The following is a 17,112-nucleotide window of genomic DNA, read 5'->3' on the forward strand; positions in this document are numbered from 1 at the left end:
TCACCTCGCTAATCTTTCATTTTTGGATCAAATGCATCACGCAAACCATCTGCTAACAAGTTAAATGAAATCATTAAAATACAAATAACTGCTGCTGGATACCACATTAAATGAGGTAAGAAGCGGAATGTTTTGTATCCATCATTAATCAGTGTTCCTAATGACGCTGTTGGTGCAGGAATACCTATACCGATGAAACTCAAGAATGCCTCGAAGAAAATAGCAGACGGTATTGAGAACATGGTTTGAATAATGATAACACCTGATAAATTTGGAATTAAATGTTTAAATGCTATTTTTATTGAAGATTCACCTAAAGTACGGGCTGCTAAGATATATTCTTGATTTTTCAATTTCAACGTTTGTGCACGAACTACCCTGGCCATTGAAATCCAACCAGTAATAGCTAACGCAATAATAATTGACATAATACCTGGATCTAAAACCAAGAGCATCAAGATAACTACTACTAAGTTAGGAACTCCTGATAATATTTCTAAGACACGTTGCATGAAATTATCAATTTTCCCGCCGCACCATCCTGAAACTAAACCATAAGTTACACCTATCGTTAAGTCAAAAAATGCTGCAACAAATGCAATTATTAAGGAAACACGAGTACCATAAAGAATACGTGAAAGTAAATCACGTCCTAAACTGTCTGTACCTAAAATATAGTATTGATCTTCAGGAACGCCTTTTTCAGCATATTTATCTACACGTGTATCTCCAACCGCTTGAGTTCCATTTAATCCATCAATTCCGATTCCCGGAATTTTAGGAGGTAAACTTGCAAACTCTACAGTTTGAACATTTGGGTCATGCGGTGCAACAAGCGGAGCTGCAATTGTTAGAATAATCATAATTGTTAGAATAATCAGACTAATTACGGCCGCTTTATTTTTTTTCAATCTTCTCCATGAGTCTTGAATAAAACTTAATGAAGGTGCTGCAATTTTTTCGTTATCTTGAATACTTGACTCAGATGCTGGAGCAAACATGTCAGGAGACAGATTCTTTAATTCATCTGCAACAGGAGTATTATCTTGATTATGCATTATTTGTCCCCTCCTTCTGTAGAAACACGAATACGTGGGTCAATTACTCCGTATAAAATATCTACAACTAAAATGATAAATACTAACATAGCAGAATAAAGAATGGTTACACCCATAATGGTAGGGTAATCATTTGTCATAATTGATTTAACGAACTGTTCTCCAATTCCTGGAATAGCATAAATATTTTCTACAACCATTGAACCTGTCATTAAACCAACTGCCATAGGCCCTAAAATCGTAACTAATGGAATCAAAGCATTACGAACACCATGTTTAAATGCAACTGTCCATCTGCTTAACCCTTTTGCTCTTGCTAATTCAACGTAATCACTACTCAGTACATCTACCATTTCTGTTCTAATAAAACGAGCAGAATCGGCTAACGGAGATATCGTTAATGCTAATGTTGGCAAAACAGATGAACTGAATCCACCATCCCATAAAGCAATTGGGAACCATTGTAGATATACTCCAAAAATAAGTTGCAATAATACTGCAATAACAAAGTTAGGAATGGATCTACCTAAAATTGCTGAAAATGTTGCTAATGTATCAATCCATGTGTTTTGATACATTGCTGCGATTACTCCTAAAACAATACCTAGTATTGTCCCAAGTGCGACTGCTTGAATACCTAGCTGCAAGGATGGCCCTATACGCGTAGATAACAGTTTTGTTACAGGAGTATTGTTAAATTGGAATGATGTTCCTAAATCCCCTTTAAGCAATCCCCCGATATACACTAAATACTGAACCGCAACCGGTTCGTTTAATCCATATTGTTCATTCATAATATAGATTTGTTCTTCTGAAAGTTTATCCTGGTTACTATATGGAGTACCTGGTAAAAGCTTCATTAAGAAGAAAGTAATCGATGCAATTAAAAATAATGTCAATAACATGTATAATACACGCTTTCCTAAAAATCTAGCATAACTTTTCATCGATTAAAGCACCTCCAACAATTTTAATTTTAATTCTCCTACAAAAAAGAATATACTATATAGAATAGCTTGTCAAAAGCAATTTTGCAAAACTTTTTTGAATTAAGCTATCATATTCTACCTAAAGATTAAAATGTGATTAGAAATCAAATAGAAAACGTATTGTTTTACAAAAGATAAATCATTACCTCTATCTAATTTTATTCATACATTTTTCATTGTATTCCTTTATAATGGATTGAGAACGATTATTTTTCTACTTCAAGGAGGAAATTAAGTGAAACAAAAATTTACACCTGTTCGGATCTTTTTAGCTATACTCGTTTTATGTATACTATTAGAACTTATTATTTATAGAGAACTTTCATTTTATCATACTACAAATCTTACTTTCTATGGAGCTGCCTTCTTTCTTATTATTGGTCTTTTTGGCGCATCTTTTTCTTCAGGATTTTTTGATTTTTTTAACTACAGTATGAGAAAAGCTGCTTTTAATATTCGAAAAGGTAGAAACTCAGATGAAGAATTACATGTTAAACCACTTTCGAAAGTATTCGGAAAAGGATATTATTTTTTTTTAAAAGTAGGTTCAGCCTTGTTAATTGTTTGTATTCTTACTTTATTAGCTTATTACCTTATTGAAAGATGATTATTTAGTAGTTGTTATGAACAAATCATTTAATTCAACTTAAAATAGCGTATAATAATTAATGTATTTAGAATTAAGGGGTGTAAAATTAATGAAGACAATTTTTTCAGGTATCCAGCCCAGTGGAACTCCTACTATTGGAAATTACATTGGAGCGATGAAACAGTTTATTGATTTACAAGAAAGTTATACAAGTTATTTTTGTATCGTGGATGAACATGCAATTACGGTACAACAAGAACCATTGAAGCTTAGACAACAAACGAAAAGTCTTGCTGCATTATACTTAGCTATCGGACTAGATCCAAAAAAAGCAACTATTTTTATTCAATCTGAAGTCTCTGCACATGCTGAAGCTGCTTGGATCGTCCAATGCAATACTAGTTTAGGTGAATTAGAACGGATGACACAATTTAAAGATAAATCTGCAAAAAATAATCGTGCTGGTGTATCAGCTGGTTTATTGACTTACCCTCCTCTAATGGTAGCCGATATTATTCTTTATCAATCTGACTTAGTTCCTGTGGGAGATGACCAAAAGCAACATTTAGAATTAACCAGAGATTTTGTTAGTCGATTTAACAATAAATACGGTAATGGCAATCAATTGCTTACAACGCCAGAAGTAAACATACCAGAATCTGGTGGACGAATCATGAGTTTACAAGATCCCTTGAAAAAAATGAGTAAGTCTGATGAGAATAAAAAAAGTTTTATTTCAATGTTGGACGAACCCGCAACTATTCGTAAAAAAATCAAGAGTGCTGTAACAGATTCAAGTGGTGTGATTGAGTATGATCCTGAAAATAAACCTGGTATTTCTAATTTATTAACCATTTACGCTTCATTTACTGATTTTAATATTCCTGAATTAGTAGATCGTTACCAAGATAGTGGGTATGGTAAATTTAAAGAAGATCTGGGGGAAGCTATCGTTTCGGTATTAGAACCTATTCAAATTAAACATGATGAATTGATCAATTCAGATGAATTAGACTCTATTTTGGATGAAGGTGCCATTAAAGCACGCATGGTAGCTGATAAAACTCTCTTGAAAATGAGAAATGCTATTGGCTTAGGCAGAAAACGAAAATAATAAAAATGAAAAGCCGTTAGAATTCCTAATCTAACGGCTTTTTATTTTAGTATATTAAATGTATTAATTCTTCTTTAGTAATATTTCCGAAGTACTTCTTGATATTTATGTCATCAAGAGCCTCACTTATTGATGTTACATCGTACTTAGTTCCGTTCAATTGTTCTTCCACATCAGAAATATCTCCTAATCCAAAGAAATCCCCAAAAATACGGATATCTTGGATAAAACCTTTGTCTACGTTCATTTTGAATTCTACTGAACCAATAGAAAAACGATGACGACGAACTAACTCAAATTTTGGTGATTTCCCATAGTTCCAATCCCAATTATTAAAATATTTTCCAGACAGTTCTTCAATCTGTTTCCAATCCTCATCAGTCAATTTATACTCCTTAATTTCTTCAGGAGTATTGACATCAAAAATGTTCAGCAATAAACGGTCGCGGAATTCTTTTGTACTTAAGAATTGATAGTCATCAGATAAATAAGGTTTTATATTTGTTACACGGCTTCTTATTGATTTAATTCCTTTTGACTCTATTTTATCTTTTCTTACCTTAAGGGCGTTCACGACTTCTTCAATATCACTATCAAACATGATTGTACCATGTGCGGTCATTCGACCATTTTTTGAATACATCGCATTTCCAGAAAATTTTTGTCCATTAATCAATAAATCATTTCTACCTTCAAGTTTAGCGCCTTCTACTCCCATTTTGTGTAAAGAATCAATTATAGGCTCTGTAAATTTACCGAAATCACGAAATGAATCTCCATCATCTTTAGTAATAAAACAAAAACAAAATACTCCTAAATCATGGTATACCGCTCCACCACCTGAAAATCGACGAACTACGTGAATATTCTTTTTTTCAACGTAATCTGTGTTAATTTCTTCAATCGTATTTTGATTTCTTCCAATTATAATAGAAGGTTCATTAATATAAAAGAGTAAAATTGGTTCATCAAATACGACATTATTTAATAAGTGGTATTCAATCGCTAAGTTAATAGATGGATCTGTTATTTCTTTTCCATTACGGACATTTTTGACATAATACATTTAATTTTCCTCATTCCTGGCTTCTTTCTTTGTTCTCTATATATTGTTTTTGTTAAATTTCAATTGTGAGGTCTTTTTTAGCCAATACGACTTCTGTTCTTGGCGTTTCACTAATGGCTTGAGCTTTTAAAAGCTGTAAGTCTCCTTCTTGAGGTAAATGTGTCAAAATAATTTTTTTTACATTTGCTTCATTTGCAATCCTTCCTACTTCAGAAGCGGTCATGTGAACGCGATGGTTTTCCATTCCGTTAAAAAAATTCGTATCTGCTAGCAAGATGTCAGCATCTTTGCTAAAAGAAATAAAGTCAGATAAGTAACCAGAATCAGCGGTATAGACAAGAGTCTTTCCTGTTTTTACTTCTATAATTCTCATAGCGTAGCATTCCACCGGGTGTAAAGTTTTCATAAAGTGAATTTCGAAAGGACCAATATATATTTTTTCATTTTCTTCGTATTCTATGCCTTCACTTACAAGATCCATCGTTAACTGCTTAAAATTTTCCTTATCTCCTGCATGTCCATAAATAGGCAGCATTGGAGCTCGCTCAAGATTATTTTTCATCCTCTTCAATTGACGTGTAAATTGCAACACCCCTAAATCAGCAATATGATCATAGTGGTAATGAGATAAAATTACAGCATCTAACTGTAATGGATCTAAGTGATTTTCTAAAGCAATTAAGGAAGCACTCCCTGCATCAATTAATAGGTGATAGTTTTCAGCTTCTAATAAATACGAACTTGTACCTGAATTATTCGTTGGATATCCACCCCAAAAGCCTAAAATGGTTAACTTCATTTTTATCCCCCGCTTCTGTTTTTTATTTATCATTTCTCTAACACCTTACACCAAGACGGCTCAGTTTAAAATAAAAAAAACCTTTTTATTTTAAAAAGGAGTCTTTTATTTTATTATAAGCAATTAGATTTTTATGTTAAACACAATTTTGTTTTTTTATATGTTCAACTATATTTTTACTTGTTCTATTTGCTTGGCCAATACATTGATTGATTCCAAAACCTTCTAGCCCTATTCCAGAGATATAAATTCCCGGATATTCATAGTTTAACATTTCTATCATTTCTTTTGTTTTTTCTTCCTGGTCCACAGTGTATTGAGGTATTGCGTCAGGCCATCGTTTTACAATTCGGTTTATTGGCTTATCAGTAATGCCAAGTATGATTTCCAAGTCTTTTAATATCGATTCTTCTATGTCTTTATTGCCCAATGTAACAAGTAGGTCTTCACCTTTTCTACCAAAGCTTACTCCGATAAAGACATCTTCTTCATCTTTAAGAAATGGCCACTTTTTATTTAAAAACACAATTGATGTTACATACGAATCATTTCTTCTAGGGGTCACTACACCAAAACCAGTTGGTTCATTTTTAATAGCTGATTTTTTAAACTTAAATAAAATATATCCAATAGACGCTGTTTCGACTTGATCAAATGTTTGTCCAAATCTTTCATTTTTTATTAGTTTTGAGTATTCGGTTACTGGTGTTGCTATGCAAATTGCACCAACCCGCATCTGTTCTTTTCGGTTAATATCAATAATATAAGTGCCTTCCGTACCTTCTTTAATTTCAAAAACTTTTTTACTTGTTTGAATATGCGGTTTTAGAATTTCAGTTAGTTTATCCGTTAAAACAGCTAATCCCTTTTGGAAAGTAACGTAATTACCAGAACCATCCAATAACTCAGGATGATGCTTGATACCATTTGATAAACTTCCATACTTTTGTTCTAATGAATAAATAACTTCTTTGGAAGATTTAATTCCCATTTCATCCAAATCACTAGCATAAACTTTTGAAAAGAAAGGCTCAACAATATGTTCTACTAATTCTTCTCCGAATCGACTTTTAAGATATAGGCTCATTTGAATGTCTTTATCTAAGGGTTTTAAGGGAAATAGATTATCTTTAAAACTAGCCATTTTTCCTTGAAACGTTAGTAAGTCACTTTTCCAAATATCCATTTTTCTCACTGGAATACCTTTATAAGTTGGGTAATTAAGACTGTGCAACTTATTGTAAAAAAAGATATCTGGCTTATTTCCTTCACTATAAATTAACTGCTCCATCAGACCTAATTCTTTAATTAAATCCATAGCCTCGGGATAACGAATATCGATTGACTCAGCACCTAGATCAAAGTAGTTGTTACCTACCTTCATGGTGTAAATTTTACCACCGACTTTTAGAGCAGACTCTAATAAAATAAGTTCAAAAGGCAGCTGTTCATTTACAATTTGCTGTTTTATTCGATAAGCTGTAACGAGCCCTGTTATTCCGCCGCCTATTACTGCAATTCTCTTTTTGGCTCTCTTCATTTATTTCCCCCCTCTCGTTTTTATTTATTACATCTATTTTACTTGTTATTTTAATAAAAAGAAACGTTATTCTAGTTTATCTATAAAAGATTAGTCAAAAATTCATGAATCTGTCATAAAGAAAAGTCAATTTAGACGAAAAATAAACTAAGTTACATATAATAGATATATGTAACTTAGTTTATTTTTAAAGCTCATCTTAAAATTTTAACTATGGTATTTAATTTTTTCAACTGTATCGCTATCTAAACGCTTGATGACTTCTGTGACTAGTTTTACAGTATTCAAATAATCGTCTTCATGAATAACTGAAGTATGGGAGTGTAAGTAACGCGTCGCAACTGTAATTGCTAATGCTGGTATCCCATTTTTACTTACATGCTGACTTCCTGCATCTGTTCCTCCACCTGCAATCACGGTATATTGGAAAGGTATATTTAACTCTTCTGCAACAGATACCACAAAGTCACGTAAGCCTTTATGAGCTATCATTGAAGCATCATAAATGATGATTTGTGGGCCTTTTCCTAATTTAGAATCGGCTTCTTTTTCAGTCATCCCTGGAGTATCACCAGCTGTACCTGTATCTAATGCAAAAGCAATATCCGGATCGACTAAATGAGTTGCTGTTTTTGCACCTCTTAACCCCACTTCTTCTTGTACATTTCCAACAGCAAATGCTTTATTAGGATGTCCTTCGGCTTTTAAATTTTCTAATACTTTTAAAGTAACAGCTGTTCCAATACGATTGTCCCAAGCTTTAGCTAATAAAAATTTAGATTCATTTAAGCGTCTGAACTCTGTATATGGTGTTACCATATCTCCCGGCTTGATTCCCCAATTTACGACTTCTTCTTTTGATGAAGCTCCAATATCAATAAACATCTCTTGAACATCATATGCTTTATTGCGTACTTCGGCAGTTAAAACATGTGGTGGTTTACATCCAATCACTCCATGAATAACATTATTTTTCCCAGTTGTAATTTGAACTTGTTGAGCCAACATTACTTGTGCCCACCAACCACCAATCGTTTGAAATTTAATAAAACCTTCTTCAGTAATGTTTGTTACCATAAAGCCGACTTCATCTAAATGTCCAGCAAACAATACTTTTGGCCCAGTTTTATCTCCAATACTTTTGGCAATGACACTACCCAATCCATCAAAGCTAATACTATCAGCATTAGGCTCAGCATATTTTACAAATACCTCTCTTACTTGTCCTTCGTTTCCTGAAATCCCTTTTGCATCGGTTAATTCTTTTAACATCTTTAGTTCTGTTTCTTCCATAATATACGCCTCCAATTTAATTTATACGTTTAATTATAACATTCTTTATAATTAAATAGGTTCTTAAGCTGATTTTTTACATTTTAGTATTTTCCAGTGATAATAACAAAGAAAGAGCCATGAACAGAAGTCCAGGCCCTTTCTTTATCATTGATATACTAATTTTCAATTTAACTTATTTTGTAACAGATGTCCATTTAAGCGACCATTCTGCTCCAACTAAATATGTTGTAAAATCTTGAACATAGTCCTTTTTTAATACTGCATAAGCACGTTGATAGATTGGTGCAATACCAGCTTCATCCATTAATACTTTTTCTGCATCGAGCATATCTTGCCAACGTGATTCTAAATCTGTCACATTTGTTTGAGCACTTTCAATTAGTGCATCGTAATCAGCGCTGCTATAGCTAGATTTATTATTTCCATTTTCTGATTGGAATAATTCTAAGAAATTGATAGGATCAGCATAATCTGCTCCCCATAATGCTAATTGAATGTCATAATCTTGATTGCTGTTAGCATCTAGACGTACTTTAAATGGTACATTTCTTAATGAGATATCTAATCCCGGTAAGTTTTGTGTTAATTGTCCTTGTAAAAACTCAATTGATTTTTTAGCATTTTCAGTATCATCACTTAAAATTTCTAATGATAAAGAATCTACTCCTAATTCTTGTAATCCCTTTTCCCAATATTCTTGAGCTTGTTCAAGATCAAATGTCAATAGATCACCGTTTTGATCACGGTAGTCTTCTCCAGTTGATGGATCAACAGCTAATGATTGTGGAACAAGTCCGTTAGCTGGGATAGAACCATTTTGAAGAACTGTATCAACATATGCTTGTTTATCAAAAGCCATGGCAATAGCTTTGCGAATATTTTCATTTGCTAAAGCTGTTTCTTCTCCATCACGTTTTTGATTGAATTTAAGGTATGCTACAGTAGATGTTGGCTGAGTTTGTAAGTCTGGATTACCTTGTTGAGTTTGTACGTAATCGCCTGATAAAATCATACGGTCAATTGATCCAGTATCATATAAATTCAAAGCAGTTGATGTTTCTTTGATAACATCAATATTAGCTGTATCTAATTCAACAGTTTCTGCATCCCAATAATCTTCGTTCTTGTTTAATACCCAGCTTAAACCGGTTCCGTCCCATTCATCTAGTACAAAAGGTCCGTTATAAAGAACGTGATCACTATTTGAAGCATAAGCATCACCCTGTTCTGTAACGTATGCTTCATTTTGAGGGAAGAACATTGACAATGTTGTCAAACTTTCAAAATAAGGAACTGCTTTTTCTAATTGGATTTCTAACGTTTTATCATCAACAGCTGTCACTCCAAGTTCAGACGGTTCCATTTCACCTTGTAAAATAGCCGTTGCGTTTGCTACTACTCCATCAATCATATAAGAGTACTCTGCAGCAGTTTCAGGTGTTACCAAGCGTGTCCATGCGAAAACAAAGTCGCTAGCTGTTACAGGGTCACCGTTTGACCATACAGCATCTTCTCTGATTTTAAAGGTGTAAGTCAATCCATCTTCACTGATTTCTGGTTCTTCAGCAGCCATTCCTAAAACAAGTTCACCCTCTGGTCCTTGACGGTATAGCCCTTCATTAACGTTGTTCATTACATTGAAACTAACAGCGTCCGTAGCTAATACTGAATCCATTGTTGGTAATTCAGCTGACTCAATTAAGTTTAATTCTTGTTTGTCGTTTCCATTTGTATTTGTTGTCGATTCTTCTTTGTTTCCACCACAAGCTGCTAATAAACTAACGGAAGCTAGTGATAACCCCATTAACTGAAGATATTTTTTCTTTTCCACTTCTTTTCCTCCTAATGAATCATAATGAAATATTCATAACTTCTTCATTTTATCATCATTTAAAAGAGAGAGAAATGAGTATTTACTTACTCTAATAGGAATCTTATCCTTCTCACATACTAAACACAAAAAAAGAGCGAATATAATTCGCTCTTTTTTTGTGTTTTATTCTTTTCCGTCAATTGAAGCCCATTTGTATGAGTATTCTGCACCTGTTAAGTGACTTGAGAAATCTTTAAGATAATCTTTTTCTAAAACAGAGTATGCACGTTGATAAATTGGTGCAATTCCGCCTGTTTCCATTAAGATTTTTTCAGCTTCTAACATATCTTCCCAACGGCCTTCTAAATCTGTTACGTTTGTTTGAGCACTTTCAACTAATGCATCGTAATCAGGATTAGAGTAGCTTGATTTATTGTTCCCATTTTCTGAATGGAACAATTCTAAGAAGTTGATTGGATCTGCATAGTCAGCTCCCCAACCAGCCATTTCGATATCGTAATCTTGATTCGTATCTGCATCCAAACGAACTTTAAATGGAACATTTCTTAAATTAATTTCTAAACCTGGTAGATTTGAAGTCAATTGTCCTTGCATAAATTCTAGAGATTTTTTAGCATTTTCAGTATCATCACCTAAAATTTCTAAAGTAAGTGAATCTACACCTAACTCTTCTAAACCTGCTTCAAAATACTCTTGCGCTTGTTCAACGTCATAAGTTAATAAATCTCCACTTTGTTCACGGAAATCTTCACCTGCAGCAGGATCAACAGCTAATTCAGCTGGAACTAACCCATTAGCTGGAATAGAACCGTTTTGAAGAACTGTATCAGCAAAAGCTTGTTTATCAAACGCCATTGCAATAGCTTTACGAATATTTTCATTAGCTAAAGGTGTTTCTTCTCCATCACGTTCTTGGTTAAATTTAAAGTAGAAAACAGATGATGTTGGTTGAGTTTTCAATTCAGGATCGCCTTGTTTTGTTTGTACATATTCACCTGATAATGTAATACGGTCAACTGCTCCTGTATCGTATAAGTTGATTGCAGTAGATGTTTCTTTAACTACATCAACATTTATTGCATCTAACACGACAGTTTCTGCATCCCAGTACTCTTCATTTTTATTCAACACCCAGCTTAAGCCAGTTCCATCCCATTCGTCCAATACAAAAGGTCCATTATAAAGAACGGTTTCACTATTAGTTGCGTAATTTTCACCTTGTTCTGTTACAAAAGCTTCATTTTGTGGTAAAAACATAGGAAGTGTTAGTAAATCTTTGAAGTAAGGCACAGCTTTTTCTAATTGAACTTCTAAAGTTTTTTCATCAACAGCTGTAGCACCCAATTCTGAAGGTTCCATTTCTCCAGTTAAGATTGCAGAAGCATTCTCAACAACACCGTCAATCATATACGAGTATTCAGCAGCTGTTTCAGGAGTTGCTAAACGTTGCCAAGCATAGACAAAATCATTTGCTGTAACGGGTTCACCATTAGACCAAACTGCATCTTCTCTGATTTTAAAAGTGTACGTTAATCCGTCTTCACTGACTTCAGGTTCTTCCTCAGCCATTCCTAATTCAAGTTTATTCTCTGGGTTTTGACGATATAAGCCTTCATTTACGTTATTTAAAACAGTACCACTTACTACGTCTGTTGATTTTGCTGAATCCATATTAGGTAATTCTGCAGATTCAATCAAGTTAAGTACTTGTTCTTCAGAAGAAGTACCGGCAGTAGAACTTTCACTACTTGCTGTTTCTCCATCATTTCCACCACAAGCTGCTAAAATTAATGCAGATGTAGCTGTTAAACCTAATAAACTAACTAATTTACTCTTTTTCATATTAAATCCCCCTATTTCTTTTTCAATTCTTCTAATAATCAATAACTCAATATTAGTTTACTCAAATTATATTATCATCTTATTATCACAATTTCAATAAGAATTATTAAAATAATGTAATAAAAATTTATTATCCTAACCATATACTCATTATTTTTATGAACAATGCCTATACATATAGTTTTCTAATTAGTTTTACTTATTAAAAATTTCGTTTTATTTGTTACAAATCTGACACATTTAATTTTATTATTATTCCAAAAAAAAAGCTATCTCACAGAATAGTGAAATAGCTTTTAAAATATTATTTATTTGTTTAACGCAGTTTTAGCTTGTTCAGCTAACGCTGTAAATGCAGGAGCATCTGTAACAGCAATCTCAGCTAACATTTTACGGTTAACATCGATTTCTGCTAATTTAAGACCATGCATAAATGTGCTGTAGCTCATGTTATTTAAACGAGCAGCTGCATTGATACGTGCGATCCATAATTTACGGAAATCACGTTTCTTTTGACGACGGTCTCTATAAGCATAAGTATAAGATTTCATTACTTGTTGCTTAGCAGTTTTGAATAAAATATGTTTTGAACCGTAGTACCCTTTTGCTAATTTTAATATTTTTTTACGACGTTTACGAGTAACCGTTCCACCTTTTACACGTGGCATATTAATTTCCTCCTCTAAGATGTTTTCTCTACAAGAAAACTCTTTTGACTAATTTAAATTACATTCGTTCATTTTTAAAATGAACTAAAATACGCTAAGGTAAAAGTTTACCATTTAGCTAATTGTTGACGGATACGTTTCATATCACTAGAAGATACCATTGTTGATTTACGTAATTTACGTTTTTGTTTTTGTGATTTATTTGCAAACATATGGCTTGTTTTAGAATGGTGACGTTTTAATCCGCCGTTACCTGTTCTTTTGAACCGTTTTGCTGAACCACGGTGTGTTTTTTGTTTTGGCATTTGTTATTTCCTCCTCAAAATACTCTTACTTTTCATTCTTTGGTGCTAAAATTAAGAACATGCTACGACCATCCATTTTAGCAGCTGATTCAATAGTTGAAATATCAGCTGTTTCTTTAGCTAAACGATCCAACACTTCCTTACCAATACCTTTATGAGTAATGGCACGACCTTTAAATCGGATTGAAGCCTTTACTTTATCTCCTTTTTCAAGGAACTTACGCGCGTTACGTAATTTAGTATTAAAATCATTCAAATCAATAGTAGGACTTAATCTTACTTCTTTGATACTTATGACTTTTTGATTTTTACGGGCTTCACGTTCTTTTTTCTGTTGCTCAAAACGGAATTTACCGTAATCCATAATACGTGCTACAGGCGGTTTTGCTTTTGGAGCTACTAGTACTAAGTCTAAGTTTGCTTCTTCTGCAAGTTTTAACGCTTCACTTTTTGTAATTACACCAAGTTGTTCGCTATTACTACCAATAACGCGTAATTCACGTGCACGAATGCCGTCATTTACCATCATATCTTTTGCTATGGTCATACACCTCCATTAGATTTGAGAGAAAGAACAGCAGAAAAATAGACGAGTTCATTATGAACCCGCCTATAAATAATTTCTAACTCACACCGAATGCAAGTTATCATCGTTTATATCTAGCCCAGAGACACTTTCGTCAACTTAGGCGAGAAGCGGGTGCTTCTGCTTGATTTTCTCAACTCATTTATTATACTTTATTGAATCTAGAATGTCAATGATTAGTTGCTAAAGTTTTTTATTTCTGATGAAACTTTTTCTAAATAATCAGTTAACCGAATTGTTTCAGTTGCTTTCTCGCCATACTTACGTACCGCAACCGTGTTATCTTGAACTTCACTATCTCCAACAACTAATTGATAAGGTATTTTTTGTGTTTGAGAAGCACGTATTTTATACCCCATTTTTTCGTTGCGCTCGTCAACTTCTACGCGCATTCCAATACTTTCCAATTGTTTTTTGATCTCATAAGCATAATCTATATGCATATCTAAATTAACTGGAATAATTGTCGCTTGAACCGGTGCTAACCAAGTAGGAAACGCCCCTTTATATTCTTCGATCAAGTAAGCTACAAACCGCTCCATTGTAGAAACGATACCACGGTGAATAACTACAGGACGGTGATTATTTTCACCATCTTCTCCTACATATGTTAGATCAAAACGTTCTGGAAGTAAAAAGTCTAGTTGGATCGTTGAAAGTGTCTCTTCAATTCCAATAGCTGTTTTTACTAGTACGTCTAGTTTAGGACCATAGAAAGCTGCTTCGCCTTCTGCTTCAAAATATTCTAGTTTCATATCATCCATAGCTGCTTTAAGCATTGTTTGGGCTTTTTCCCACATACCGTCATCGTCATAATATTTTTCTGTGTTATTAGGATCGCGGTAACTTAGACGGAAACGATAATCAGTAATATTGAAATCACTGTATACAGCTAACATCAATTCCAATGTACGTTTAAATTCTTCTTCAATTTGATCTGGACGTACGAATGTATGTCCATCATTCAGAGTCATTTCACGGACTCTTTGTAATCCTGATAAAGCCCCACTTTTTTCGTAGCGATGCATTTGTCCTAATTCAGCAATTCGAATCGGCAACTCACGGTAGCTATGCACATCGTTTTTGTATACCATCATATGATGTGGGCAGTTCATTGGGCGCAAGACAAGCATTTCGCCATCTCCCATATCCATAGGTGGAAACATGTCTTCATGATAATGGTCCCAATGACCAGAAGTTTTATATAGGTTTACATCAGCCATAATAGGTGTGTAGACATGTTGATAACCTAAACTGATTTCACGGTCAACGATGTAACGTTCAATTGTACGACGAATCGTAGCGCCTTTTGGCAACCAGAACGGCAAACCAGAGCCAACTTCAGGAGAAATCATGAATAAGTCTAATTCTTTACCTAACTTACGGTGATCACGTAATTTAGCTTCTTCACGCATTTTTATAAACTCTTTCAAGTCTTTTTTATCAAAGAATGCTGTTCCGTAAACCCGTTGCATCATTTTATTATCCGAGTTTCCTCTCCAGTAGGCACCTGCAAGAGATAACAATTTAAATACTTGAATACGACCTGTAGATGGGACATGGACACCACGACATAAATCCACAAAATCACCTTGGTCATACACTGTGATTTTTTCTGATTCAGGTAAAGCTGTAATCAATTCTACTTTATAAGGATCATCTTTGAAGATTTCTAACGCTTCTTCACGTGTAACTTCTTTACGAACAATAGGATTGTTTTCTTTTACAATTGCCATCATTTCAGCTTCAATTTTTGGAATATCTTCATCTGTTATTGGTGCTTCAGAATCTGTGTCATAGTAAAATCCAGTTGAAATGGCAGGACCCACTCCAAATTTTATATCTGGATACAAACGACGTAATGCATTTGCCATCAAGTGAGCAGTAGAATGACGCAAAATTTGTAAGGCATCTTCATGATCAGGTGTAATGATTTCAATCTCACCATTTACTTCTAGCGGACGTACTAAATCCACTAATTCTCCGTTAAATTTACCAGCTAATGCTTTTTTAGCTAAACCTTTGCTAATACTTTCAGCAATATCTTTTGTAGACGAACCTGCTGGAAAAGATTTTACTGCTCCATCTGGAAACGTAATAGTAATTTCTGACATAGTTTATTCCTCCATATTCTAATTTAAAAATATCATCTTTGTTCAGCTAGAATATAAAAAAGCCCCTTTTATAGTATGTAAAATACCATAAAAGGGACGTTCATTACGTGGTTCCACCCAGATTCAGAATTTAGCAAACACACTAAATTCACTCTAAGCTGTTAACGCTAGCTAAACGTCCAACTGCTAATACGAATAGGTTCACAGTGGCACTCGAAAGGGGTCAAAACAAGAACGAAATTAGAAAACTTTCAGCATTGTTTTCTTCTCTAAAAAAATCGCAACCAAGTTTTGGTGTCTTTCTCAATGATTTCTTTTATATCTATCATTAAAGCACTTTTTACGTCTAATTTCAAGGAAAGGATGTGTATTTTTTATTTCTTTATTGGAGATGGCGTCGATTAGAACCCGTCATTTTTACTTCTTTAGCTAGATAACGAACCCTTTCCATTATTCTTTTTGCTTTTAATGGTTCATCTTCGCCTCTTTGAGTTACTCTTAAGTGCTCTTCTTCAAGTTGTCTCATATCAAAATTAGAAGAGAAAAAAGTAGGCAGTTGTTCTTGCATGCGGTACTGTAAAATGACTCCTAATACATCGTCTCTTATCCAACTAGACATAGAATCCGCGCCAATATCATCTAACATAAATATTGGGGCTTTTTTTACAAACTCTAACTTTTCACCGGTGTTATTCTTGCCAATAGACTGTTTCATTTCCACTGCAAATGATGGAAAGTGCATAAGCGTAGAAGGAAAACCGTTTTTAGCTAATTCATGTGCTAATGCACCTAAAAGATAGGTTTTCCCTACACCAAATGATCCTTGTAAATACAACCCTTTATGGTAGCCTTTAGGATTAGCCATATAAGCATCAATAAAATTATATGCTTCTGAAATAACATACCTCCGTTCATCCGTTAACTCAAAGTCTACTAATTTAGCATTCCGTACATCTTTAGGCATATCCATAGAATAAATACGATTTTTGATTTCTAATTCTTTTTGCCTAGCGATTAACTCAGCAGAAGGTACATAGGTTACGTCAATGTAGTGATAGTTTAAAATCAATTTAGGATGGTAACCAGGCGCCATCATACCTTTGTTTAAATGAAATTTCTTTTTTTCTTGTACATATTCATACAACTTAGCATAACTTTTGACAATTGCTTCATCGTCTAATTTTTGGCGATTGTCTTCAATAAATTGCATGACATCTGGATCATCTAATACTTCTTGGATCAATTCCTCATATTTATGATTCAAGTTTCGTTCTTTAATCATTCGCGTTAGACTTTCACCAATATCCTCCAT

Annotated in this window: 15 protein-coding genes and 1 other annotated feature; of the genes, 2 read left to right on the forward strand and 13 right to left on the reverse strand. The window is 33.8% G+C overall.

The window, feature by feature from the left end; genetic code table 11:
* Positions 1-8 precede the first annotated feature (8 nt).
* Complete coding sequence (gene opp3C, locus ACKI3H_RS11805; protein WP_407372440.1) at positions 9-1,058, reverse strand: oligopeptide ABC transporter permease; 1,050 nt, start codon at positions 1,056-1,058, stop codon at positions 9-11.
* Positions 1,058-2,005 (reverse strand): oligopeptide ABC transporter permease, encoded by a 948-nt coding sequence (gene opp3b, locus ACKI3H_RS11810; protein ID WP_013710383.1) that lies wholly within the window; start codon positions 2,003-2,005, stop codon positions 1,058-1,060. The genes opp3C and opp3b overlap by 1 nt, the downstream gene beginning before the upstream one ends.
* Positions 2,006-2,282: 277 nt before the next feature.
* Here opp3b and ACKI3H_RS11815 point away from each other — a divergent pair, with 277 nt between their 5' ends.
* The gene (locus ACKI3H_RS11815) at positions 2,283-2,654 is read left to right on the forward strand and encodes a DUF3899 domain-containing protein (RefSeq protein WP_407372441.1); all 372 of its coding nucleotides are present in this window, start codon (positions 2,283-2,285) and stop codon (positions 2,652-2,654) included.
* 91 nt (positions 2,655-2,745) lie between these two features.
* Complete coding sequence (gene trpS, locus ACKI3H_RS11820; protein WP_407372442.1) at positions 2,746-3,750, forward strand: tryptophan--tRNA ligase; 1,005 nt, start codon at positions 2,746-2,748, stop codon at positions 3,748-3,750.
* Between the two features lie 46 nt (positions 3,751-3,796).
* Here trpS and ACKI3H_RS11825 read toward each other — a convergent pair whose 3' ends face one another.
* The 11 genes from ACKI3H_RS11825 to dnaI all read right to left on the reverse strand — a co-directional run bounded on the left by ACKI3H_RS11825 (position 3,797) and on the right by dnaI (position 17,112).
* Positions 3,797-4,816: a lipoate--protein ligase gene (locus ACKI3H_RS11825; RefSeq protein ID WP_407372443.1), complete on the reverse strand. Its 1,020-nt coding sequence runs from the start codon at positions 4,814-4,816 to the stop codon at positions 3,797-3,799.
* 52 nt (positions 4,817-4,868) lie between these two features.
* Complete coding sequence (locus tag ACKI3H_RS11830; protein ID WP_407372444.1) at positions 4,869-5,615, reverse strand: MBL fold metallo-hydrolase; 747 nt, start codon at positions 5,613-5,615, stop codon at positions 4,869-4,871.
* A gap of 136 nt (positions 5,616-5,751) precedes the next feature.
* Positions 5,752-7,155, reverse strand: a complete 1,404-nt coding sequence (gene hemG / locus ACKI3H_RS11835; protein WP_407372445.1) for a protoporphyrinogen oxidase — start codon at positions 7,153-7,155, stop codon at positions 5,752-5,754.
* A 207-nt stretch (positions 7,156-7,362) separates the two neighbouring features.
* The gene (locus ACKI3H_RS11840; RefSeq protein ID WP_407372446.1) at positions 7,363-8,448 is read right to left on the reverse strand and encodes a M42 family metallopeptidase; all 1,086 of its coding nucleotides are present in this window, start codon (positions 8,446-8,448) and stop codon (positions 7,363-7,365) included.
* 175 nt (positions 8,449-8,623) lie between these two features.
* A complete protein-coding gene (locus ACKI3H_RS11845) occupies positions 8,624-10,282 on the reverse strand; it encodes a peptide ABC transporter substrate-binding protein (protein ID WP_407372447.1) in 1,659 nt (552 codons plus the stop codon).
* Between the two features lie 165 nt (positions 10,283-10,447).
* The gene (locus ACKI3H_RS11850; RefSeq protein ID WP_407372448.1) at positions 10,448-12,127 is read right to left on the reverse strand and encodes an ABC transporter substrate-binding protein; all 1,680 of its coding nucleotides are present in this window, start codon (positions 12,125-12,127) and stop codon (positions 10,448-10,450) included.
* Positions 12,128-12,435: 308 nt separating this feature from the next.
* Entirely contained in the window at positions 12,436-12,795 is a 360-nt protein-coding gene (rplT, locus tag ACKI3H_RS11855; protein ID WP_407372449.1) for a 50S ribosomal protein L20, read from the reverse strand.
* A gap of 107 nt (positions 12,796-12,902) precedes the next feature.
* Positions 12,903-13,100, reverse strand: coding sequence for a 50S ribosomal protein L35 (gene rpmI / locus ACKI3H_RS11860; RefSeq protein ID WP_407372450.1), 198 nt, complete (start codon positions 13,098-13,100; stop codon positions 12,903-12,905).
* Positions 13,101-13,125: 25 nt separating this feature from the next.
* On the reverse strand, positions 13,126-13,647 hold the full coding sequence (gene infC, locus ACKI3H_RS11865) for a translation initiation factor IF-3 (RefSeq protein WP_035022042.1): 522 nt from the start codon (positions 13,645-13,647) through the stop codon (positions 13,126-13,128).
* Between the two features lie 28 nt (positions 13,648-13,675).
* Positions 13,676-13,818 (reverse strand) — a sequence feature (ribosomal protein L20 leader region).
* Positions 13,819-13,862: 44 nt separating this feature from the next.
* Positions 13,863-15,800, reverse strand: coding sequence for a threonine--tRNA ligase (gene thrS / locus ACKI3H_RS11870; RefSeq protein WP_407372451.1), 1,938 nt, complete (start codon positions 15,798-15,800; stop codon positions 13,863-13,865).
* Between the two features lie 382 nt (positions 15,801-16,182).
* On the reverse strand, positions 16,183-17,112 hold the full coding sequence (gene dnaI, locus ACKI3H_RS11875; protein ID WP_407372452.1) for a primosomal protein DnaI: 930 nt from the start codon (positions 17,110-17,112) through the stop codon (positions 16,183-16,185).

The sequence above is a fragment of the Carnobacterium sp. genome (assembly GCF_045617425.1).
GTDB lineage: Bacteria > Bacillota > Bacilli > Lactobacillales > Carnobacteriaceae > Carnobacterium_B.